This is a genomic window from Roseateles asaccharophilus, from assembly GCF_004362405.1.
GTDB lineage: Bacteria > Pseudomonadota > Gammaproteobacteria > Burkholderiales > Burkholderiaceae_C > Kinneretia > Kinneretia asaccharophila.
Window position 1 is genome coordinate 210,769 of record NZ_SNXE01000007.1, and the last position, 23,538, is coordinate 234,306.

Annotated in this window: 16 protein-coding genes; 5 read left to right on the forward strand and 11 right to left on the reverse strand. The window is 69.0% G+C overall.

What is annotated here, in order from left to right; genetic code table 11:
- The first annotated feature begins 1 nt into the window (after position 1).
- The gene (locus DFR39_RS15330) at positions 2-1,435 is read left to right on the forward strand and encodes a cryptochrome/photolyase family protein (protein WP_133604501.1); all 1,434 of its coding nucleotides are present in this window, start codon (positions 2-4) and stop codon (positions 1,433-1,435) included.
- Here the strand turns inward: DFR39_RS15330 and DFR39_RS15335 are convergent.
- From DFR39_RS15335 to DFR39_RS15385, 11 genes are all read right to left on the reverse strand, one after another.
- Positions 1,399-4,497, reverse strand: coding sequence for an efflux RND transporter permease subunit (locus DFR39_RS15335; RefSeq protein WP_246030857.1), 3,099 nt, complete (start codon positions 4,495-4,497; stop codon positions 1,399-1,401). The genes DFR39_RS15330 and DFR39_RS15335 overlap by 37 nt on opposite strands.
- 3 nt (positions 4,498-4,500) lie before the next feature.
- The gene (locus DFR39_RS15340) at positions 4,501-5,634 is read right to left on the reverse strand and encodes an efflux RND transporter periplasmic adaptor subunit (RefSeq protein WP_246030858.1); all 1,134 of its coding nucleotides are present in this window, start codon (positions 5,632-5,634) and stop codon (positions 4,501-4,503) included.
- Between the two features lie 33 nt (positions 5,635-5,667).
- On the reverse strand, positions 5,668-7,071 hold the full coding sequence (locus DFR39_RS15345; protein WP_162849545.1) for an efflux transporter outer membrane subunit: 1,404 nt from the start codon (positions 7,069-7,071) through the stop codon (positions 5,668-5,670).
- The gene (locus DFR39_RS15350; protein WP_133604505.1) at positions 7,068-7,751 is read right to left on the reverse strand and encodes a TetR/AcrR family transcriptional regulator; all 684 of its coding nucleotides are present in this window, start codon (positions 7,749-7,751) and stop codon (positions 7,068-7,070) included. Before DFR39_RS15350 ends, DFR39_RS15345 begins: the two co-directional genes overlap by 4 nt.
- An 86-nt stretch (positions 7,752-7,837) precedes the next feature.
- Positions 7,838-8,893: a GGDEF domain-containing protein gene (locus DFR39_RS15355; protein WP_133604506.1), complete on the reverse strand. Its 1,056-nt coding sequence runs from the start codon at positions 8,891-8,893 to the stop codon at positions 7,838-7,840.
- Between the two features lie 110 nt (positions 8,894-9,003).
- Positions 9,004-15,087, reverse strand: a complete 6,084-nt coding sequence (locus DFR39_RS15360; RefSeq protein WP_133604508.1) for a hybrid sensor histidine kinase/response regulator — start codon at positions 15,085-15,087, stop codon at positions 9,004-9,006.
- A 37-nt stretch (positions 15,088-15,124) separates the two neighbouring features.
- Positions 15,125-17,395: a methyl-accepting chemotaxis protein gene (locus tag DFR39_RS15365; protein WP_133604509.1), complete on the reverse strand. Its 2,271-nt coding sequence runs from the start codon at positions 17,393-17,395 to the stop codon at positions 15,125-15,127.
- 61 nt (positions 17,396-17,456) lie between these two features.
- On the reverse strand, positions 17,457-17,984 hold the full coding sequence (locus DFR39_RS15370; RefSeq protein WP_133604510.1) for a chemotaxis protein CheW: 528 nt from the start codon (positions 17,982-17,984) through the stop codon (positions 17,457-17,459).
- A gap of 6 nt (positions 17,985-17,990) precedes the next feature.
- Entirely contained in the window at positions 17,991-18,356 is a 366-nt protein-coding gene (locus DFR39_RS15375) for a response regulator (RefSeq protein ID WP_133604512.1), read from the reverse strand.
- Positions 18,357-18,405: 49 nt separating this feature from the next.
- Positions 18,406-18,792 (reverse strand): response regulator, encoded by a 387-nt coding sequence (locus tag DFR39_RS15380; RefSeq protein WP_133604592.1) that lies wholly within the window; start codon positions 18,790-18,792, stop codon positions 18,406-18,408.
- A gap of 59 nt (positions 18,793-18,851) precedes the next feature.
- A complete protein-coding gene (locus tag DFR39_RS15385) occupies positions 18,852-19,004 on the reverse strand; it encodes a rubredoxin (RefSeq protein ID WP_133604594.1) in 153 nt (50 codons plus the stop codon).
- Between the two features lie 192 nt (positions 19,005-19,196).
- Here DFR39_RS15385 and thiD point away from each other — a divergent pair, with 192 nt between their 5' ends.
- The 4 genes from thiD to mpl are packed head-to-tail and all read left to right on the forward strand — an operon-like array spanning position 19,197 to position 23,523.
- Positions 19,197-20,147: a bifunctional hydroxymethylpyrimidine kinase/phosphomethylpyrimidine kinase gene (gene thiD, locus DFR39_RS15390; RefSeq protein ID WP_246030859.1), complete on the forward strand. Its 951-nt coding sequence runs from the start codon at positions 19,197-19,199 to the stop codon at positions 20,145-20,147.
- 51 nt (positions 20,148-20,198) lie between these two features.
- Positions 20,199-21,485 carry a glutamate-1-semialdehyde 2,1-aminomutase gene (hemL, locus tag DFR39_RS15395; RefSeq protein WP_133604513.1) on the forward strand — a complete coding sequence of 429 codons (1,287 nt, stop codon included), beginning with the start codon at positions 20,199-20,201 and terminating at the stop codon, positions 21,483-21,485.
- Positions 21,482-22,147: an HAD family hydrolase gene (locus DFR39_RS15400; protein WP_246030860.1), complete on the forward strand. Its 666-nt coding sequence runs from the start codon at positions 21,482-21,484 to the stop codon at positions 22,145-22,147. Before hemL ends, DFR39_RS15400 begins: the two co-directional genes overlap by 4 nt.
- Positions 22,148-22,149: 2 nt before the next feature.
- A complete protein-coding gene (gene mpl / locus DFR39_RS15405) occupies positions 22,150-23,523 on the forward strand; it encodes a UDP-N-acetylmuramate:L-alanyl-gamma-D-glutamyl-meso-diaminopimelate ligase (protein WP_133604515.1) in 1,374 nt (457 codons plus the stop codon).
- Positions 23,524-23,538 lie beyond the last annotated feature (15 nt).

The window sequence follows — 23,538 nt, forward strand, 5'->3', positions numbered from 1 at the left end:
CATGAGCAGCAAGACTTTGGACCATGCCCTGGTCTGGTTCCGGCGCGATCTGCGCCTGGACGACCAGGCCGCCCTCTATCACGCCCTGCGCCAGGCGCGCCGGGTTTTCTGCGTCTTTGTGCTGGACACGGCCATCCTGGACGCCCTGCCCCGGGCCGATCGCCGGGTGCAGTTCATCCTGCAGGCCCTGCAGCGGCTGGACGCGCAGCTGCGCGCGCAGGGCGGCGCCCTGATCGTGCGGCATGGGGCGGCCGCCGAGGAGATCCCGCGCCTGGCGGCCGAGCTGGGCGTGCAGGCCGTGTTCGCCAACCATGATGACGAGCCCCAGGCCCTGGCCCGCGACGCCGCCGTGGCCCAGGCCCTGGCCGCCCAGGGCCGCACCTGGCACAGCTTCAAGGACCATGTGATCTTCGAGCGCAGCGAGCTGCTCACCGGCGCCGGCAAGCCCTATGCCGTGTTCACGCCCTACAAGAACGCCTGGCTCAAGAAGGTGGACGAGTTCTATCTGCACGCCTACCCGGTGGCGCGCTACGCCGAGGCCCTGGCCCCTCATGCCCTGGCGCAAGGCGTGCCCAGCCTGGCCGAAATCGGCTTCCAGGACGCCGGCCTAGCGGCGCATCTGGCGGCCGACAAGGCCGAGACCCTGTTCGAGGACTTTCTGCAGCGCATTGACCGCTACGACCGGGCCCGTGACTTCCCGGCCGTCAAGGGCCCCAGCTATCTGAGCGTGCATCTGCGCTTTGGCACGCTCTCGATCCGCCGCCTGGCGCGCGAGGCTTGGCAGCGCATGACGGCCGGCGAGCGCGGCGCCGAGGTCTGGCTCTCGGAGCTGATCTGGCGCGACTTCTACCACCAGGTCATGCACCACTGGCCGCATGCCATGGGCAGCGCCTTCCGCCCCGAGTACGACAAGATCGTCTGGGAACAGGGCCCCGAGGCCGAGCGCCTCTTCGCCGCCTGGTGCCGCGGCGAGACCGGCTACCCCCTGGTGGACGCGGCCATGCACCAGCTCAACAGCACGGGCTATATGCACAACCGCCTGCGCATGGTGACGGCCAGCTTCCTGATCAAGGACCTGGGCGTGGACTGGCGCTGGGGCGAGCGCTACTTTGCGGAGAAGCTGCTGGACTTCGACCTGGCCGCCAACAACGGCGGCTGGCAATGGGCCGCCTCCAGCGGCTGCGATGCCCAGCCTTACTTCCGCATCTTCAACCCCGTGAGCCAGAGCGAGAAGTTCGACCCCGAGGGCCGCTTCATCCGCCGCTACCTGCCCCAGCTGGCCGAGCTGCCCGACAAGCTGCTGCACGCGCCCTGGCTGGCCGGGCCGCTGGAGGCCCCGGCCGACTACGCCCCGCCCCTGGTGCGCCACGACGAGGCGCGCCAGCGCACGCTGGCGCGCTACGGGGTGGTCAAGTCACGCGCCGTCTCCGACTGAGGCTCGGACCCGCGCCGGCGCGGGCGCAGGCGCTGCACCAGATCGTCCACATAGGTGAAGACGATGGGCACCACCAGCAGGCTCAGGAAGGTGGAGGTGATCAGACCGCCGATCACGACGATGGCCATGGGCGCGCGGAAGCTCGGATCCACCCCGATGCCCATGGCGATGGGCAGCATGCCCGCGCCCATGGCAATGGTGGTCATCACGATAGGCCGTGCGCGCTTGTGGCAGGCGTCCAGCACCGCCGCCATGCGGTCCAGCCCATGGTCGCGGCGCGCGATGATCACGTAGTCCACCAGCAGGATGGAGTTCTTGGTGGCGATGCCCATCAGCATGATCAGACCGATCATGGAGGGCATGGACAGGGCCGTGTGCGTGATGAAGAGCGCGAAGAAGGCGCCGGGCACCGAGAGCACCAGCGCCACCAGAATGGTGACGGGCTGGACGAAGTCCTTGAACAGCAGCACCAGCACGATGTAGATGCACAGCACCCCGGTCAGCATGGCCAGGCCAAAGCTGGCAAAGAGCTCCTCCATGGCCTCGGCATCGCCCACCGAGGTCTGGATCACCCCCGGCGGCAGGTTCTGCAGGCTGGGCAGGGCCAGTGCCTGCTTGGCCACCTCGCCCAGCGGCTGCTGGTTGAGCTCGATCTCGAAGTTGATATTGCGCTGGCGGTCATAGCGGTCGATCTGGGCCGGCCCGCTGGCGATCTCCAGCGTGGCCACATTCGACAAGGGCACCGGCCCACGGCTGCCCGGCACGGGGAGCCGCGACAGATAGTCCAGATCGCCGCGCACGCTGGCCGGCAGCTTGACCACGATGGGCACCTGACGTTCGGCCAGGTTGAGCTTGGGCAGCTCCTGCTCGTAGTCGCCGGCCGTGGCCACGCGCAAGGTCTCGGCAATGGCCGCTGCACTGACGCCCAGCTCAGCAGCGCGCGCAAAGTCTGGACGCACGATCAGCTCGGGCCTGGTCAGGCTGGCCGTGGAGGTCACGGCGCCGATGCCCGGAATGCCGCGCAGCTCGCGCTCGACCAGCTGCGCATGCTCGGCCAGCACCCGGCCATCCTCGCCCGCCAGCACCAGCACATACTTCTCTGAAGAGCCACCGAAACCCACCTTGATGCGCACACCCGGTATGCGCTCCAGCGACTCGCGCAGCTGCGCCTCGATGTCCTGCTTGCTCAGGCCCGGACGCTCGCCGCGCGGGCTCAGATTCAGGGTCAGCGTGGCCTTACGGACCTCGGGTGAGCCGCCCACCGCGAAGGGATCCGAACCGGCCGAGCCGCCGCCGATGGCGGTGTAGATCAGGCGCACATGGGGATGATTCTTGACAATGGCGCCCGCGGCCTCGGCCGCCTCGGCCGTCTGCTTGAAGGTGCTGCCCGGCGCCAGGGTGATATTGACCTGGGTCTGGCTCAGATCATCCGGCGGGATGAAGCCGGTGGGCAGCAAGCCCACCAGGCCCAGGGAACCCAGGGTGAAGACCGCGGTGGCCAGCAAGGTCTTGACCCGGTGCTGCAGGCACCAGCGCGCCCAGCCCGTGTAGCGCTGCAGCCAGCGCGGCTCATGCTCGGGACCGCGAGGGGGCTTGAGCAGATAGGCCGCCATCATGGGCGTGAGCATGCGCGCCACCACCAGGGAGAAAAAGACCGCGATGGCCGCCGTCCAGCCGAACTGCACGAAGAACTTGCCCGCCACCCCGCTCATGAAGGCGGTGGGCAGGAACACGGCAATCAGGGTGAAGGTGGTGGCGATCACCGCCAGGCCGATCTCGTCCGCCGCCTCCATGGCCGCCTGGTAAGGCGTCTTGCCCATGCGCAGATGGCGCATGATGTTCTCGATCTCGACGATGGCATCGTCCACCAGGATGCCAACCACCAGGGACAGGGAGAGCAGGGTCACGATATTGATCGTGAAGCCCAGCAGCTCCATGACAAAGAAGGTCGGAATGGCCGAGAGCGGCAAGGCCGTGGCCGCCACCAGGGTGGCACGCCAATCGCGCAGAAAGAACCACACCACCAGCACCGCGAGAAAAGCGCCCTCGTAGAGCAGGTACATGGAGCCCTCGTAGTTCTCCTGCACCGGGTCCACGAAGTTGAAGGCCTCCACGATCTCCACCTCGGGGTGGTCGCGCCGCAGCTCCTCGAGCGCCAGCTTCACGCCCTGGGCCACCTCGATCTCGCCGGCGCCGCGGCTGCGCGTGATCTCGAAACCCACGACCGGCTTGCCATTGAGCAGGGCCGCACTGCGCTGCTCGGCCACGGTATCGCTCACCGTGGCCAGCTGGTCCAGGCGCAGGCGCCGGCCATCGGCCAGGGCGATGTCCATGGCGGCCAGCTCCTGGGCGCTCTGCGCCGTGGCCAGGGTGCGCACCGACTGCTCGGCGCCGCCGATATCGACCCGCCCGCCCGAGGCCTCCTGCTGGAACTGGCGCAGCTGGCGCGAGACCTCGGCCGCCGTGGTGTTGAGCGCCAGCAGCTTGATCGGGTCCAGCTCCACGCGCACCTCGCGCGTGACACCGCCCACGCGGCTGACCGCGCCCACGCCCCGCACCGCCAGCATGCGCTTGGTCACCTGCTTGTCCACAAACCAGGACAGGGCCTCGTCATCCATGCGGCTGGACGCCACGGTATAGGTCAGGATGGGCGTGCCGCTGAGTTCCAGCTTGTTGACGATGGGGTCGCGCAGCTCGCCCGGCAGGTCGGAGCGCACGCGCGCCACGGCGGCGCGCACATCGTCCAGCGCCTCCTGGGTGGGCTTCTCCAGGCGGAACTCCGCGGTCACCGTGACCGTGCCGTCCTGGATGGTGGTGTAGATGTGCTTGAGCCCCTGCAGGGTGGCGATCTGGTTCTCCAGCTTGCGCGCCACCTGCGATTCCAGCTGTGCCGGCGAGGCGCCGGGCAGGGCCGCGGACACCGTCACGGTGGGCAGATCGATGTCCGGGAAGTTCTGGATCTTCATCCAGCGAAAGCCCAGCAGACCCGCCAGGGTCAGCATGATAAAGAGCAGGATGGCCGGGGTCGGATTGCGGATCGACCAGGACGAGACATTCAGCATGGCTTACTTCCCCGCGGCCGTGGTGGGCACGACCTGGACCAGGTCGCCATCGGAGAGGAAGCCCACGCCGCTGGCCACCACGCGCTCCCCGGCCTTGAGGCCCGAGAGCAGCTCGATGCGGTCTCCCACGCGCCGGCCCGTCGCCACCTTGGTCTGCTGCACCTTGCCCTCGGCGCCGACCTTGAACACATAGCTGAAGCCGTCACGCAGCAGCACGGCCGTCTGCGGCAGGCTCAGCACCCGGCCGCTGCCCAGCTGGATCTCGCCACGCACAAAGCTGCCGGCGCGCAGCCCGGACTCCATGGCGCTGGCGGGCAAATCTACATAGACCAGGCCGTTGCGCGTGGCGCTGTCCACGGTGGGCGCCAGCATGCGCACGCTGCCACGCAGCGGCGCCGTGCCAGCACCCGGCAGGCTGATCTGCACCGCCTGGCCGGGCTTGAGGCGCGGCAGCTCGGCGGCCGGCACCTCGGCCCGCCATTCCAGGCGCTTGCCGCGGATCAGGCGGAACAGCTCCTGCCCCTGCACCACGGCGCCCAGGGTGGCACTGCGGGCCGAGATCAGGCCGTCGTCCGGCGCCAGGATGCGGGTCTGGGCCAGGCGCAGCTCATCGCTGCGCACGCGGGCCTGGGCCGCTTCCGCGCGGGCCTTGGCGGTCTGCTCAGCGGTCAGGTATTGCTGCAGCTGCTGGGCGCTGAGCGCGCCGCTGCCGCTGGCCTGCAGGGCGCGGGCGCGCTCGGCATCCAGGCGCGCCCCCTCCAACGCGGCCAGGGCCTCGGCGGCGGCGGCCCGGCTCTGGGCCAGCTCGGCCTGCACCGTGTCGCTGGAGAGCTGGGCCAGCAGCTGGCCGCGGCGCACCGCATCGCCCACATTCACCAGCACTTGCGAGAGGCGCAGGCCCGAGATTTCGGCACCCACCACCGCCTCCTGCCAGGCCGCCACCGTGCCGCTGGCGCTCAGGCTCTGGGGCCAGTCCTGACCGTCCACCGCCACCAGCTGCACGCTCAGCGCCGGCCGGGCCTTGGCCGCCGCCGCAGCGCCGTCCTTGCCCGACTCGGCCGCCAGGGCCCAGCCGCCCACCAGGGCCGCGGCCAGGGCCGTGACCATCCACTTGCTGTGCTTGTTCATCTGCATCATTGCTGCTTCCTTGTTCTGCGGGCGCCAGGGGGCTCAGGGCTGCTGCCAGCCGCCGCCTCCGCTGGCCTTGTAGAGCGCGATCCAGGCACTCTGGCGCTCACGCTGCACCTGCACCAGGCTGGCCTGGGCGTTGAGGGCCAGACGGCGCGCGTCCTCCAACTCGGCCGCACTGGACAGGCCGCGCTGCCAGCGTGCCTGCGTGGCCTGCAGCGAGGCCTCGTAGCCGCGCGCACTGTCCTGGGCATGGCCCTCGCGGGCCTCGGCCGCGTCCAGACGCACCAACGCCTCCTCCACTTCGCGCACCGCGCCCAGCAGACGCTCCTTGTGCAGGGCCAGGGCTTCTTCGTAGCGGGCCTGGGCGGCGTCCAGATTGGCGCGGCGCGTGCCACCATCAAAGAGCGGCAGGCTCAGCGTGGGGCCGAGAGACCAGCCCTCGCCACTATCGCGCAGGCCGCCAACCCGCAGGGCGCCGCGTGAGAAGGAGCCCGTGAGGCGCAGCTGCGGATAGCGCTCGGCATCGGCCGCGCCGCGCTCGGCCCAGGCCGCCAGCACCTCGCGCTCGCTGGCGGCCAGATCAGGACGCTGGGCCAGCAGGGCCGCGGGCAGGGCCGGCACGGCAAAGCGCGCGCTCTGCGGCAGGCGGGCGCGGCCGTCGGTCAGACGCTCACGCAGGGCCGGCTCGTCCAGCACGGTCAGGGTCACCAGGGCCTTGATCTGCAGATCGCAGTCGGCGCGCTGGGCCAGCACGCGGCCGGCGGCCTCGGCGGCCGAGGCCTGCAGCAGGGCCGCGGCGGCGGGCGACTCCAGGCCCACGCGGGCCTTGTCCTGGGCATAGCCGGCGATCAAGCGCAGCGACTCGGCATCGCGCTGCACGATGTCCAGCAGGCGCTCGCAGCTGCGCAGGCCCAGATAGTTCTGCGCCACCTCGGCCGCCAGGCTGATCTTGGCCTGGTGCCAGGCCAGATTGGAAGCCGCGGCGCGCTCGCTGGCTGCCTGGCTCTGCAGGCGCTGGCGCGAGAAGAGATCCAGCTCCCAGCTCGCGTCCAGGCCCACAGTGCCCAGGCTGCGCGGGCCCTCGCTGCTGGGCACGGCGGCGCGGCTGCGGTTCAGCGAGCCACCGAGCCCAAGCTGCGGCAGGGCCCCGCCCTGGGCCGCACCGGCCGCGGCTCGCGCTTGGGCAATGCGCGCCAGGGCCTGCTGCAGGCCCGGATTGGCGCCCTCGGCCTGGCGGATCAGGGCCTCCAGCAAGGGGTCGTCGAAGCGGGACCACCACTGGCCCAGCTGCTCGCTGCTGCCCCCATGCGGCAGGGGGGCCTGCCAGGCGGCGGGCTGGGGCAGCTCGGGTCGCGGCGCCGGCCCCAGGGCACAAGCGCTCAGCAGCAGCGTCAGCAAGAGGCCCGGCAAAGAGCTGCGGGCGGGGGTAGTGGGCACTTTCACGACTTGGCGGACTTTCTGGTCTTGGAGGCCGGGGCGTCGGCGCGCTGGCGCAGCGCGATCTCGCATTCGATCAGGGCTTGGCCATAGGCCACCAGGCGGGCGAGCACCCGCTCGTAGGCGCCGGGTCCGCGGGCCACGCCCGGGCTCAAGGACTCCATGAAATCACTGGACATCCAGTAGTCATGGGCCATGGCGGTGAGCGCATGGGCCAGATGCTGCAGGCCCATATCGGCCTGGGCCAGGCCGCAGCGCTGGCGCAGCATCTCCACCAGGCCCTCGTGCAGGGGGGCGATATGGCGGCTGCAGAGCTCGTCGTAGACGGCACTGGGCTCCATCATCTCGCGGCCCATCAGGCGCATCAGATGGGCCAGGTCGGAGTCGGCCATGCGCAGCGGCAGCAGCAGGGCGCCGAAGAAGTCATGCAACCACTCGGACAGCGGCCGCTTGGCCTCGGGGGCGGGCATATGGGCCAGCACCTCCAGCATGGGCTGGATCAGGGCCTCGCGGTACAGGCCCTGCTTGTCACCGAAGTAGTAGTGGATGGAGGCGATATTGACGCCGGCCGCCTGGCAGATCTCGCGGGTGCTGGCCTTGTCAAAGCCCTTGCTGGCAAAGATGCGGGTGGCCTCGCGCAGCATGCGTTCGCGGGCGCCGGGCTTGGGGGTCTCGGATGCGGACATCCGCGCATGCTAGCGAATTCAATCAATCGATTGATTAAGACCCCATGAAGACCCCGGGAAATCCCGGAGTCCCCTCGCCGCCGGTCTCAGAACAGCTCGACGGCGCTGACTTGGCGGCTCTCGCGCATCTGCCCCTGCTCCACCAGGATGGCATGGCTGCGCACCTGGTTTCGGCCATGCGCCTTGGCATGGTAGACGGCGCGATCGGCGCGCTCGAAGGCACCGGCCGGCGCATCATCGGCACGCACCTCGGTGAACCCTATGCTCACGGTGATGCGTCCGACCTGGGGGAAACCGTACTGCTCGCAGTTGTGGCGCAGGCGCTCGAAGGCCTGCGCCGCATCATCATCGTCCTCGCAGCGCATCAGGACCACGAACTCCTCGCCGCCGAAACGGTAGAGCAGGTCATGAAAGCGGAAGCTGTTGCGCATGAGGCGCGAGAGCAGCAGCAGGACCTCGTCACCGATGAGATGGCCGTGCCTGTCATTCACCGACTTGAAGTGGTCGATGTCGATCACACCCAGCCAGTAACGCGGCTGGCGGCCCGCGGTCGGCACGGCCAGACGGCGACCGTCGTCGGCCAGGTCGCAGGCCTGCCGCTGCGGCGCGTTGAGCTCGCTGAGGGCCTTGAGAAAGCTCTCGTCAAAGGTCTTGCGGTTGAGCAGGCCGGTCAGGGTGTCGCGCTCGCTGTAGTCCAGCAGGCCCTGGAAGTTGTGATAAATGCGCAGAATGCTGCCGACCATGCGCTGGGCCGAGTTGCGCAGCGGCGCATCCGTGCCCAGTTCCAGCACACCCACCACTTCACGGTCGGTGGCCAGGGGAAATAGGGTCAGCCACTGGTCGCCCTGGCGGTTCTGCAGCACATGGCGCTCGCGCATGCACTCCAGACGCGCCGGCTGTGTGTGCAGGGCGGGCAGATGCTCGGCCTCGGTCCAGAACGCATCGGCGCTGGCCACGGCCTGATCGCCCTCCAGCCGGGCCCGTGTGAGCCAGCGCTCCTGACCGGCCTCTCCGACGATGCGGTAGATCGCCACGGATCGCGGCTCCAGCAGGTCGCGCAAGGCGGAGACCAAGGTCACATCCATGACGTCGCGGTCCCGGAATCCGGTCAGCTCCGCGAGATGCTCGACGACTTCAGACATAGCACCCTAAAACGCAAGCAAGGGCGGGCCCGCTGACGCGGGTCCGCCTTGATGAGATTCATGAGGGCCCGGGGCGGATGCTGCAATGCCAGCCGGGCATGTCTCGGCCGCTAGGCCAGTTCGGCTGCGGCGAGAGTGCCCGAAGTGTATCTGGCAATCAGGCTCAGCAACTGCTCTTCGTCATAGGGCTTGCCCAGGTAGTGCTCCACCCCGAGTTCCAGGGCATAGGCACGGTGCTTCTGGGCCGTGCGCGAGGTGATCATGATGACGGGCAGCCCGGACAGGCGGCTGTCGGCCCGGATATTGCGCACCAGATCGAAGCCGTCCATGCGCGGCATCTCGATGTCCGAGAGCACCACGGCAGGCAGCTCGTCGCCGGAGAGCTTCTCCATCGCGTCCATGCCATCCTTGGCCAGCAGCACGCGATAACCCTCGCGGTCCAGCAGGCGCTGGGTCACGCGACGCACGGTCAGCGAGTCATCGACCACCATCACCAGCGGCGCCAGCACCTCGGGCACATCGGCGGGCGAACTCAGCTGCGCGCTCTGCGCATTCTGCGCATGGGCGTGCGCTGCCGCGCCATAGGACTGCGACAGGGCCACGGGGTTGTAGATCAGGGCCACATCGCCCGAGGCAAGCAGGCTGATACCCGCAAGACCTGGCACGCGGCCCAGCTGCGGCCCCAGGTTCTTCACCACCACTTCCTGGTTGCCCAGCACCTCGTCCACATGCAGGGCAATGCGCTGATGGGCACTCTTGACCAGCAAGACGGGCACGCTGCGGCCAGCCAGCACGCCACGGCTGCTGTCACTCATCAGACCGCCCAGCCAGTAGAAGGGCAGCTGCGCATCGCCGACACTGATCTGACCCTCGGCATAGGCCTGCTCCACCCGCGCCAGCGGCATGCGCAGCACCGACTCCATCAGACTGGCCGGCACGGCCACCTGGTGTTCACCGTAGCGCAGCAGCACGACCTGGGTCAGCGCGGTGGTCAGGGGCACATGCAGGGCAAAAGATGCCCCCTGCCCCGGCGTCGAGATCACATCGATATAGCCGCCCAGGGTGTTGACCTCGGAACGCACCACATCCATGCCCACGCCTCGGCCGGCCAGCTCGGTGACCTCGCTGGCCGTCGAGAAGCCGGGCGAGAAGATCAGCTCGCTCAGAGCCTCTTCGCTAAGCTCGGCCCCCTGGGCGATCAAGCCCTGCATCTCACCGCGCTCGCGGATGCGGGCCAGATTCAGGCCTGCACCATCGTCGCTAAAGGTGAGCCGCACCTCATTGCCTTCCTGCGCCAAACTCAGCGTGATCAGGCCCTGCTCGGACTTGCCGGCGGCCAGGCGCTCGGCCGGGCTTTCGATACCGTGACTCACGCTGTTGCGCAGCACATGCTCGAAGGCGCCGGTCAGGCGCTCCAGCAGGCTGCGGTCCAGTTCGATATGACCGCCCACGATCTGCAGCTGAGCCTGCTTGCCGGCCTCACGGGCCGCCTGTCGCACCACACGGTGCAGACGCTCGGCCAGGCTGGCATCGAACTCCACCATGCGGGTACGCAAGAGATCATCCTGCAGCTCGCGGGTCAGTCGCGACTGGCCGGCCAACTCGTCCTGACCCAGCTGCACATTGCGCTGCAGGGAGCGCTGCAGGGTGGCGACGTCGCCCACCGACTCGGTGAGCAAGCGCGTCAGTTCCTGGAAGCGCGTGTAGCGATCGAACTCCAGGGGGTCGAAATCGCGACCGGCCTGCTTGGCGGCTTCCTGTTGCTGACCCAGCTGCGCCTCGGCCTGCAGCTCAAGCTCGCGCAGCTGGCTGCGCAGGCGCTCCAGGTTGTCGTCCAGATCCAGCAGGGAGGTCTCCATCTGCGAGAGTTCGGACTCCAGACGGGCGCGACGTATGCTGATCTCGCCGGCTTGGACGGCCATGCGTTCCAGCAGCGCACCGCGCACACGCACCATGCCGCCGCCCACCGGGCCGGCCACCGCTTCATCGCCCTGAGCAAGCGCGGGCAGCGCGCCGTCCTGGAAGCGCGACCAGTCGATCTGCGGGCCCGACTCCTCCTGCAGCGGCAGGGTTTCGATATCGTCCGCGCCAGCTTGCTGGTCCGCAGCCGCAGCCGGCACGGGCTCCGCGGGCAAGGCGGCAGGCACCGGCTCGGGGTCCGGCTCCTGCAGCGGGGCCGGCGTCTGCTTGAGCGCGGCCTGCAAGGCTTCGAAGCCGGCCTGCAGCTCATCGGCCAGGTCCTGCAGCACATGCAGATCGGGCGCGGCGAGCGACTCACGCTCCAGCAGGTGCTCCACCTGAGATTCCAGCTCATGGGCCTGCTCGCCCAGGCGCATGGCACCGGCCAGACGCGCACCACCCTTGAAGGTGTGCAGGGTGCGCATGGTCGCCGCGGCATGGCTGCGCGCCTGAGGCTGCGCCACCCAGTCGCGCAGCTGGGCATGCAGCTCGACCAGCAGCTCCGCAGCCTCTTCCTCGAAGAACGGGAACAGGGTGGGATCGATCTGGTCGGGCGTACCCGGCTCCACGGTTTCGTGACCGGCCTGCACGGCACGCTCGGCAAAGGCCGACAGCGCCGGAGCCGGCACTGGAGCGTCCATCAAGTCCATGGGCTCGGAGTAGCCCTGGGTCTCGCCATCACGCGGCTCCAGCGGCTCATAGGCCTGCAGGCGCTCCAGCCACTGGCGATCCACGGACTTCAGGAAACCGGCCGCAAACTGGTGCAGCAGGCGCCGCAGCTCGTCCGCTGCCCCGACGAAGAGCTGGGCGTCCTGTTCGCTGTAGCGCCCGGCGCGCGCGGCGCGGCCCAGGGCATGCTCCAGCTCACGGGCCAGGGCCGACAGATCCTCGAAGCCCACGGTGGCGGCATTGCCCGCCAGGGAATGGGCATGCGCCTCGGCATTGGCCGGGACCGGCGCCGCCAGCTCCAGCGCCCACTCGGCCAGGGCCGTGGACAGGCGGCGCGACAACTCGTCGGCCTCGTTCAGGAAGATGTTGAACAGCGCGATGCCTATGCGCAGCGGGCCGATGACCTTGAACTCTTCCTCGCGCTCTTGCTCCGAAGCAGGCTCGGGCTCGGGCACGGTCTCGGGGACGACCAAAGTCAGCTGCGGCGCCGCGGGCTCAGGCTCAGGCTCAGGCCCAGGCTCAGGCAGGGGCTCGGACAGCGCCTCAGCCACGGGCAGCTCCAGCACCTCGCCGAGCTCAGGCGGCTCGCCGGCCGGCAGCTCGGGCACTTCCACGGCCTCGCCGGGCTCGCTGCCCATGTCCAGATGCAGCTCGAACTCGGGCAGTTCGGCATAGGCCGCAGGTTCCGCCACAGGCGTCTGCAGATCCAGCTCCAGCGGCAGCTCGACCGACTCGAGCACCTCGGGCAGCTCCAGCAGTTCGGTCGGACCCGACGGCTCAAGGCGCTGCGGCGGCAGTTCGTGGTCCAGGCCCACCGGCTCGGTCGGCGCAAAGGCGGGCACGGCCGGCGCCACCAACTCGGGCTCGACCGGCTCGATGGGCGCATCGCCGGACAGCGCATCAAGCGGGAAGTCCAAACGCAGGGAGAGCTCGGGGGCGGGCTCGGGCTGCGCCCGCTCCGCTTGCGGCGGCGCGGCCGGCACGGGCTCGGCAAAGTCCAGCTCCAGCAGGTCCGCAACCGTGGCGGCCGGCTGATCCTGCACCTCGGGCAGGGCCAGGGCTGGCGGCTCCTCGCTGGGCTGCGGCTGCGGCGCGGACTCGGCCAGCGGCCAATCCAGGGGCAGCACGCGCCCCTCCAGCCGCAGGGCGTCCGCGCTGCGGCGCAGACCCTCGGGCCTGTGCATGGCGCCACGGTGTTCAGCGATGGCGGCGCACCAGTCGGCCAGATAGTCCAGTGCCTCGGCGCTGAAAGCCAGCAGGGCCGGGTCGGCCCCGGTCTGGGCGCTCAGCCGGTCGTTGTACAGCTGTTCACACGCCCAGGCGCCCTCGCCAAAGGCATTCAGGCCCACCATGCGCGAGCTGCCCTTGAGGGTATGGAAGGCACGGCGCACCGTGGTGAGCTCGGCCACATCCTGCGGCTGGGCTTCCAGGGCCGCCAAGGCGGCGCGTGCGGTGGCAAAGACCTCCTGCGCCTCTTCCAGGAAGATGGACAGCATGTCCTCGTCCAGCACGTCCTCGGACGCCTGGGGCAGCGGCGCGGGCGCCGGGGCGCGGGCCTCCAGCAGCTCGTTGAGCGACTGCAGGGCCTGGGCCGGCGCCTGGGCGGGATCTTCCAGCAGGCGCTGGGCCTGCAGGGCGGCCTGTGCCAGGCCGGCATCGTCCTCGGCGCGCGCCTGCAGCGACAGGCGCTCCATATCGCGCGCCAGCTCATCCGCGGGGCGGTCTTGCACGTCCTGCACCGCGGCCTGGGCCTGGCTCAGCAGACTGGGCTCGGCCTTGGCCTCGAGCGGCGGCAGGCTCACGGCATCGCTGCGGCGACCCATGAGCGGCGACAGCACACCGCTGGCTTCGTCGAAATGGAACATGCGCTTGGCCAGGGCCGGCTGCACGCTCAACATATCGATCAGGAAACCCAGGGCACCCAGATTGGTGGCAAGACGCTCAAAGGCCTCGCGCGGCCCGGGCAGGCTGGGATCAACCTCGGTATTGGCCAGCGCGTCCACCTCGTCGCGCATGCGCAGCGCGGCCTGGGCGGCCTGCGAGAGGCCCAGCACGCTGAGCACGCCGCGCATGGCCTGCAACTGGCCCGGCACCGGGATCAGCACCTGACGCTGGCTGGGGTCACGGAAATACTGGTCGGTCTCGCGCTCCACCTCGGACAGGCTGGCTCGCAACTCGTGCACCACGCTGCCCAAGGTCTGGCGGTCAGAGACCCGGCGGTACAGGTCCTCCATCCAGGCCTCGAGCGGAGCCGGCGCCTCGCCATGCGCCACGCTCTCGACCCGGCGCGCCAGCTGGCGCACGCGTTCGGCCTGTTCAGGCTGGTCGAAAGCCGCGTCCTCGAGCGCCGCCTCCACATACAGCAGGCAGGTGGCCACCTCCATGGCCAGATCCGGCTTGGGCGCCTGGCCCGAGCGCAGCGTGGCCACCACGGCCCGCTGCAGGGTCTGGCCCAGCACCTCACCGCTGGGGAAGAGACGCCCCAGGGATTCGGACAGGGCGGCAAACTGCTCGTCCAGGCCCGCCAGGCGGTGGTTCTCGCCCTCGGCGGCGGAGGACCAGCTGTCCTTGGCCACCGACACGCGGCGCTTGGCCTGGCTCACCCAGGCCGGGTCGATGCGCCCCAGCGAGTCGTCTTCGTAGTCACCCACGCTCTCGGCGGCCAAGCCGTAGCTCTGGCGCACGGCCTCCAGGCGGGGCGCCTGGCCGGGAGCCGGAACCTGGGCTCGGGCGCAGAAGAACAGCAGGTCCTGGGCCAGACGCTGTGAGGGCACTCCGCCGGCACGCAGCTGGGACAGCAGGCGCGAACCCAGACGCTTGGCATAGGTGTCCGGGGGCAGCAGGCCGAGCGCCTGGGCCTGGAACTGAGCGGCAGCCAACTGCCACAGGCAGCGCACCTGCATCTCGGAATGCGCGGCCGCCAGGGCGGCGCAGAGATCGCTCAGCTGGCTCGCGGGCTGCGGGCCGGGCTGGCGCATCTGGCGCAGCAGCGCGGTCTCGAAGGCGCCTCGCAGCGACTCCGGCGCCAGGGCCGGGCTGGTCTCTTCAAGGGGCAGCGCACGCCAGCTGAACTCCTGGGGCCAGAGATCGGCCGGGTGAATGCGATCCACACCATTCCAGGTCTGCAGCGCACGGTAGGCCGGGAAAAGTGCCAGGGCCGACGCCTTGTTGCCCGCCAGCAGACGGGCCACATAGGACAGCAGGGCAAAGTCGGCCTGCTCGATCAGCTCGACCACCGCCGGCTCCACGCTCTGGGGCGACTGGGCCAGGCGCAGCACGGCCATCTCGGCCGCGCGCAGCAGAGTGGCACCGGCGGGCAGACCCACCAGGGACAGCACGCCGGTGACCTGGTGCAGCTGCGCGGCGGCCGCCGTCAGCGGACCATGGCCGGCGCCCGACGCCGGCTCGCCGCCCAGCGCGCTGAAGCTGGAGCCGCGCTGGTCGCCGTCGCGCAAGAGGCGGCGCAGGGTCTTGTGTACCGACTCCAGCGAGCGACGCAGCTCTTCCTGAACCCAGGCCAGGGGGCTCAGGTCGGCCGGAAACTCCGAATCGCGCGGAAGGTCCATCCTCGAATCGATGCTCGCTGCCATGAATATGTCCCGCTCAGGAGACCTTGAATCGGGCCACCGAGGCGCGCAGGGCTTCCGCCGAACGCGACAGCTCGTGAACCATCTGGGCGGTAGAGCGCGTACCCTCCGAGGTCTGCTCGGTCACCGCGAAGATGTGCTGGATATTGGCGGCCACCTCGTTGGCGGCCTGCGCCTCGGACAGGGCCTGCGCCGAAATCTGCGCAATCAGCTCGTCCAGGCGACGCGACACCTTGTCGATCTCCTCCAGGGCCGAACCGGCCGCATCGGAGAGCTTGGTACCCTTGACCACACCCACGGTGGAGCGCTCCATGGCGGCCACCGCATCCTGGGTGTCGGTCTGAATGGTCTTGACCAGGGCGGCAATCCGGCGCGTGGCATCGCCCGAGCGTTCGGCCAGGCGCTGCACTTCTTCCGCCACCACCGAGAAGCCGCGACCGGCCTCACCGGCCGAAGCCGCCTGAATGGCCGCATTCAGCGCCAGCACATTGGTCTGTTCGGTAATGTCCGAAATCAGTTCGGTGATCTCGCCAATCTCCTGGGAGCTCTCGCCCAGACGCTTGATGCGCTTGGAGGTCTCCTGGATGGACTCGCGGATGGCATTCATACCGCCGATATTGTTCAGCACCGCCTGGCGGCCGGTTTCGGCGGCCTCACGGGACACGCGGGCCACCTCGGCAGTCTGCTGCGCCTGGGCGGACACCTCGTTGATTCGGTTCGCCATCTGCAGCACGGCCTCGCCGGTGGCGCGGATCTCATGCAGTTGCTCGGTGGAAGCCGCCAGCAGCTCGGTGGAGGTCTGGTCCACCTGGGCCGTGGTCTCGTTCACGCGAGCGGCCGTGCCCTGCACCTGACCCACCAGGCTGCGCAGTTCTTCCACGGTGTAGTTCACCGAGTCGGCGATGGCGCCGGTGATGTCCTCGGTCACGGTGGCCTGCTGTGTCAAATCGCCCTCGGCCACCGACTGCAGCTCGTTCATCAGTCGCAGAATTGCGGCTTGGTTGGCGTCGTTGACGCGCTTGGCCTCCTGCTCCTGCGCCTCGGCCTCGCGCTTTTGCGCCTCAGCCAGCAGGGCACGCTGAGCCTGATCGGCCACGTACAGGCGCAGGAAACCCACGGCACCACCCACCAGGGCGGCCAGCGAGGCCAGCATCAGACCGATCAGCCACCAGCTGGCGCCGCCCGAGCTTTCCAGATCGGCCGCGATCTGCTCCAGATGGCGGCGCATGGGCTCGGAGTCGGCCAGGATGGAGGTCTGGGCCTCGCGCACCGAGACCAGACCCTGCAGATTGGACAGAATGGCCGAGGCTTGGACGCGCGTGTCCTCGTACTGCTTGAGCAGCACCTCGATGCGTTCGCGCAGCTGAGCGTCGCGTGCGCCGGGCAGGCGCAGCTCCGGGTTGCCCTTGAGCAGACCCTCGGCAATTTCCTTGAAGGTGTTCAAGTCCTTGCCCAGCAGGAACACGGCCTCGGGGCTCACGCCTTCCTGGGTCAGGAATTCGTTGGCGCTCTTGCCGATACGCTGGGTCAGCATCACCAACTGGCCCACGGCCGAGATCTCGGCCACGGTATTGCCCTGCTGCAGGGCCAGGGAGGACACGGCCTCGGCGCTTTCCAGCAGGTCCGAGCTCTGGCGGTTGATGGAGCGCAGGGCCTGGCCCACCTGGGTCAGCACCTTCTCCTGGGCCAGCACGGTCTTACCGCTCTTGTCGGCCTTGGCGATCAGGGGCTCCACCTTGTCCAGCTCGCTCTGCACCGCGGCCACACCGCTGGCGCCCTCGCGCAGCTCGGGCGGCAGGGCCGTCAGCACCGCCACCGATTCACGCAACTCGGCAAAGGCGCCGGCATTGCCCACCAGGGCGGCCGACACGGACTTGGCCAGGCGCTGGGACTGCATCAGGGCCTGACCGGTCGCGCGAACCTGGGCGGCCGAACGGTTGGCGCTGATCAGGGCCACGCTCACCGTCACAGCCGAACCCACCAGACCCGCCGCCACCAGGGCAGTCAGCAGGCGCTGACGGCGCAGACGCGTCGCGCCCTGATCGACCTCGGGGCGCTCACTGCCCGCCGCCATGGTGCTGGCCCCGAAGGCGCTGGCCGTCTCGGCAAACTCCTGCGGCGCGATCTCGGTGGGCACGGCTTCCGAGATGATGGAAGCCGACTGCGTGGTCGGCTGGTCACCGGGCACGGAGCCACGGCCATAGGCATTGGCCGCGGACGAGTCGGCCAGCGCACCCGCCACCCCCTCGTTTTTGCCCAAGTTCTTGATCTTGTCCAGGAAGCTCATCTCACCCTCTTGTCGTCTTGACCACCCACCCCTCGCGCATGGAGGGCCGGGACTGGCCTTGTCAGGCCACTATCCGCAGGAACTGCTCGTGTTTGGCCAGGGATTCCAGGTCCAGCGCCTGCCAGCGCCGCCCCTGGGCATCCCGCCACTGGCCACCCGCAAAGCGTGGCCGCGTACCGTCATGCGCCGGCGTCTCCAGCGCTTGCAACTGATCGTCGGAACGCAGGCCCAGCAGTCGGTCGACCAGCAGGGCGCAGTTCACGTTCAGATCCGGATTCAAGGTCACCAGGCGCGCACCGTCGCTGCGCGCCGCAGCGGGCTCTCGCAGGCCCAGAAAGGCCGCCAGATCAACCACCGTGTGCAGGCCGCCCCGCAGATTGGCCACACCCAGCAACCAGGGCTGGGCATAGGGGACGGCGCGCAGGGGCACCGGGGTGAAGATCTCGCTGGACTGGCGCAAAGGCAAGAGCAGCGCAGCGCCGCCGGCCTCCACGGCCAGCCAGTTGGCGGACTGAGCCTGCTCTCGCGCCGCCTGCATGCGCTGCGCGAGGCGTTGTTGCAGTTCGCGCAGGGCTTGCTTATTGCTCATGGGGAATCAACCCAGGGCCTTGATCTTGGCCAGCAGGTCTTCGGCCTTGACCGGCTTGACCACATAGTCACGCGCGCCCTGGCGCATGCCCCAGACCCGGTCGGTCTCCTGGTTCTTGCTGGTGCAGATGATCACCGGCACATCGGCAAAGCGCTCGTCGCGCGTGATGGTGCGGGTGAGCTGAAAACCATTCTGGCCGGGCATCACCACGTCCATCAGGATAAGGTCGGGCTTTTCCTCGTCCAGGCGCTTGAGGGCCTCTTCGCCGTTTTCGGCGGTGCGCACCTGATAGCCGCGCTTGAGCAGCATCTCGCTGAGATGGTGCAACTCGGTCTTGGAATCGTCGACCAGGAGAATTTTCTGTATGGGCATTCGGGTTCCTCGCTGGGCCTCTTCAAGGGCGTTCGGGGAATAAAGGGATTCAGGCGCCGCGGCGGTGCTGACGCACCGCTTGCAGAAGCTGGTCTTTGGTGAAGGGCTTGGTCAGGTAGTCCTGCGAGCCCACCATGCGGCCGCGCGCCTTGTCGAACAGGCCGTCCTTGGAGGACAGCATGATCACGGGCACGGCCGCGAAATTCGGGTTGCGCTTGATGATGGCGCAGGTTTGATAGCCATCCAGCCTGGGCATCAGGATGTCGCAGAACACCAGATCGGGCCGGTAGTCGCTGAGCTTGGCCAGGGCATCAAAGCCATCCTCGGCCAGCACCACCTCGTGACCCGCCTGCTTGAGAAAGATCTCGGCACTGCGGCGGATGGTGTTGCTGTCATCAATGACCAGAACCTTGGCCACGGTGGCCGGCTCGATCATGGAAACATCGGGAGCCTGCAGATCCAAAGAACTCTCCTCAGGGGTGGGGCTCAAGGCCCTCAGATGCGGACCATCTCAAAGTCTTCCTTGCGGGCACCGCACTCGGGGCAAGTCCAGTTCATGTCCACATCGGCCCAGGCTGTTCCGGGCGCAATGCCATGTTCGGGGTCCCCTGCAGCCTCGTCGTAGATCCAGCCACAGATCAGGCACATCCAGGTACTTGCTTCGGTCACGGTCGCCTTGTTCGCTTGCTCACTACAATGACCAACGATTGTAGCCAGCCCACCTCCCCCACTCAGGGGATGAATAGGCGCGGATGCAACAAGCAGTTTGAGGCATAAGCGGTGCTTAGTCACACATTGTTCGGGTCCTGAGTAACAGGATCTTTCACCCCCCTCCTGACCATGAGCACAGCCGACTCTCCCCCCGACGCACAGCACGACGAGCAGGAAGCACCGGCGCCGGCCTGTGTGATGAGCTTCAATGCCAGCGAACCCAGCGGCGCCGCCGGCTTGGCCGGCGATGTGGCCACCATCGCCGCCATGGGCGCCCACGCCCTGCCCGTGGTCACCAGCATCCTGCTGCGTGACACGGCCGAGATCTTCGACCAGCATCCGATCGACAGCGATACCGTGGTCGAGCAGGCCCGGTCCATTCTGGAAGACATCAGCATCACGGCCTGGAAGGTCGGCTTTCTGGGCTCGGCCGAGGGCGTGAGCGCGGTGGCCGAAGTCCTCAGCGATTACCCGGATGTTCCCCTGGTCGCCTATCTGCCAGCCATCACCTGGCTGGACGAGGAACAGCAGCAAAGCTATCTGGACGCCTTCCGCGAGCTGGTCCTGCCCCAGACCCTGGTGCTGGCGGGCAACCACAAGACCCTGACCGACTTCCTGCTGCCCGACTGGGATGCCGACCGCCCCGCCTCGCCGCGCGAGCTGGCCGTGGCCGCCGCCCAGCATGGGGCCGAGCATGTGCTGGTGACCGGCATCACCCTGCCCAACCAGTTCGTGGACAACGTGCTGGCCAACGCGCAGGGGCCCATCGCCGGGGAGCGTTTCGAGCGTTTCGAAGTCAGCTTCGTGGGTGCGGGCGACACCCTGTCGGCGGCCCTGGCGGCCCTGTTGTCCGTGGGCGCCGAGGTGCACGAGGCCGTCGCCGAGGCCCTGTCCTTCCTGGACCAGAGCCTGGACGCGGGCTTTCGCCCCGGCATGGGCAATGTCATCCCGGACCGCTTCTTCTGGGCCCTGCCACCGGGTGAAGACCAGGAGGCCGACCTGCCCATCGCGGGCGAGGCCGAGGCGCCCGACTTCGCCGAACCCGAGCCCAGCAACCGCCCGCCACGGCGCATGCACTGATACAGCCAAGCGGCCCGGCGGCGGGCCGCAGCGCCTTGTGAGTCCAATCCCATGAGCAAGAACCAAGACCTGTTCGAACGCGCCCAGCGCGTCATTCCTGGCGGCGTGAATTCGCCGGTGCGCGCCTTCCGCGCCGTGGGCGGCACGCCCCGCTTCATCAAGCGCGGCGAAGGCGCCTACATCATCGACGCCGAGGGCAGGCGCTATATCGACTACATCGGCTCCTGGGGCCCCATGATCCTGGGCCACGGCCACCCCGCCGTGCTGGAGGCCGTGACGGCCGCGGCGCGCGAGGGCTTCTCCTTTGGCGCCCCCACCGAGCGCGAGATCGAGCTGGCCGAGGAGATCCTCAAGCTGGTGCCCAGCATGGAGCAGGTGCGCCTGGTCAGCTCGGGCACCGAGGCCACCATGAGCGCCATCCGACTGGCCCGTGGCGCCACCGGCCGGCCCAAGTTCATCAAGTTCGAGGGCTGCTACCACGGCCACACCGACGCCCTGCTGGTCAAGGCCGGCTCGGGCCTGGCCACCTTCGGCCACCCCACCAGCGCCGGCGTCACGCCCGGCGCGGCCCAGGACACCCTGGTGCTGGAGTACAACAACGTCGCCCAGCTGGAAGAGGCCTTCGCCCAGCATGGCGCCGAGCTGGCCTGCGTGATCGTGGAGCCCATTGCCGGCAATATGAACTTCGTGCGCGCCAGCCTGCCCTTCATGCAGGCGCTGCGCGAGCTCTGCAGCCGGCATGGCGCCCTGCTGATCTTCGACGAGGTGATGACCGGCTTCCGCGTGGGCCTGGCCAGCGCCCAGGGCCACTACGCCGGCCTGATCCCGGGCTTCAAGCCCGACATCAGCGTCTTCGGCAAGGTGATCGGCGGCGGCATGCCCCTGGCCGCCTTCGGCGCCAGCCACGAGATCATGAAGCACCTGGCCCCGCTGGGCGGGGTCTACCAGGCCGGCACCCTCTCCGGCAACCCGGTGGCCACGGCCTGCGGCCTGGCCACCCTGCGCGAGATCCAGAAGCCCGGCTTCTTCGAGGCGCTCTCGGCCAAGACCCAGCGCCTGGTGGACGGCCTGGTGGGCGTGGCCCGCGACAACGGCGTGCCCTTCAGCGCGGATTGCCAGGGCGGCATGTTCGGCTTCTTCCTGATGCCCGAGCTGCCGCAGAACTACCAGACCGTGATGAGCACCGACAAGGAGCGCTTCAACCGCTTCTTCCACGCCATGCTGGACGCTGGCGTCTACCTGGCCCCGGCGCTCTACGAGGCCGGCTTCGTCAGCGCCGCCCACAGCGAGGCCGATATCGCCGCCACCCTGGCCGCTGCCCGCACCTCGCTGAAGTGAACTCGCTGGCGAGCCGCCGCTTCGAGGCGGTGATCTTCGATATGGACGGTCTGCTGCTCGACTCCGAGCGGCCCATCCTGGAGGCCTGGCTGCGCCTGGCCCCGCAGCTGCGCCGCGAGGACTATCTGCTCACCGTGGGCCGCAACCGCCCCGACAGCCTGGCCGTGCTCAGCGAGCGCCTGGGCTCGGAGGCCGCCGCCCTGGCCATGTACGCCCAGGTGGATGTGGAATTGACGCAGCGTTTCGGCCCCGGCACCGCCGGCTTCCCGCTCAAGCCCGGCGCCCTGGCCCTGCTGCAGGCCCTGCGCGCGCGCGGCGTGCCCCTGGCCGTGGCCTCGTCCACCCGTCATGCCAAGGTGCTGGAGCGCCTGAGCCTGACGGGTCTGATCGACTTCTTCGGCCCCATCCACGGCGGCGATCAGGTGGCCCGCGGCAAGCCCCATCCCGATCTCTTCGAGCTGGCCGCGGCCAGCCTTGGCATCCATCCTGCTAAGGCCCTGGTGTTCGAGGACTCCAGCTATGGCGCGCGCGGCGCGCTCACGGCCGGGGCCGGCGTGGTGCTGGTGCCCGACCTCAAGGCGCCCGATCCCGAGATCGCGCCGCATTGCCTGCTGCTGGACTCGCTCGACGCGGCCCAGGCTCATATTCCCGATTGGTTCTGACCATGCACATTCACATCCTCGGCATCTGCGGCACCTTCATGGGCGGCCTGGCGGCCCTGGCCCGCGAGGCCGGCCACAAGGTCACCGGCTGCGACGCCAATGTCTACCCGCCCATGTCCACCCAGCTGGAGCAGCTGGGCATTGAGCTGATCCAGGGCTTTGGCGCCGAGCAGATGGCGCTCCAGCCCGATCTCTTCGTGATCGGCAATGTGGTCACACGCTCCAGCGAAGGGCGCTTCCCCCTGATGGAAGCCATCCTGGACGCGGGTGCCCCCTACACCAGCGGCCCGCAGTTCCTGGCCGAGCAGGTGCTGCAGGGCCGCCATGTGCTGGCCGTGGCCGGCACCCATGGCAAGACCACCACCACCTCCATGCTGGCCTGGATCCTGGAACATGCCGGCCTCAAGCCCGGCTTTCTGGTGGGCGGCGTGCCGCAGAACTTCGGCGTCTCGGCGCGCCTCGGCGAAGGCAAGGCCTTCGTGATTGAAGCCGATGAGTACGACACCGCCTTCTTCGACAAGCGCAGCAAGTTCGTGCACTACCGGCCGCGCACCGCCATCCTGAACAATCTCGAGCACGACCACGCCGACATCTTCCCGGACCTGGCCGCCATCGAGACCCAGTTCCACCACCTGGTGCGCACCGTGCCGCCCTCGGGCCGTCTGGTCGTCAACGCCCGCGAGGAGGCGCTGCAGCGCGTGCTGGACCGCGGCTGCTGGAGCGAGGTGCAGCGCTTCGGCGTGCGCAAGGAAGAGCCCGGCGCCCTGCGCGCCCGCGGCGAGCCGCAGGCCTTTGATGTGCTGCGCGGCGCCATGAAGGTGGCCCGCGTGGAATGGAGCCTGCTGGGCGAGCACAACCAGCTCAATGCCCTGGCCGCCATCGCCGCGGCCGAGCATCTGGGCGTGACACCCGAGCAGAGCGCCGCCGCCCTGGCCGATTTCCGCAATGTGCGCCGCCGCCTGGAGCTGCGCGGCGAGGTCGGCGGCATCAAGGTCTATGACGACTTTGCCCACCACCCCACGGCCATCCACACCACGGTCAACGGCCTGCGCCGCAAGATCGCGCCGTCCGAGCGCATCCTGGCCCTCTTCGAGCCCCGCTCCAACACCATGAAGCTGGGCACCATGAAGGCCCAGCTGCCCTGGGCCCTGGAGGAGGCGGACCTCGCTTTTTGCAACCAGGCCGGCCTGGCCTGGGACGCCAAGGAAGCCCTGGCCCCCATGGGCGCCCAGGCCCAGGTCTGCGAGGACGTGGAGGCCCTGGTGGCCGCCGTGCTCAAGGTGGCCCGTCCCGGCGACCATCTGCTGTGCATGAGCAATGGAGGCTTTGGCGGCATTCATGAAAAGCTGCTTGAAGGTTTGGCCGCCCAGACCTGAGGGTCGCCGCTGAGG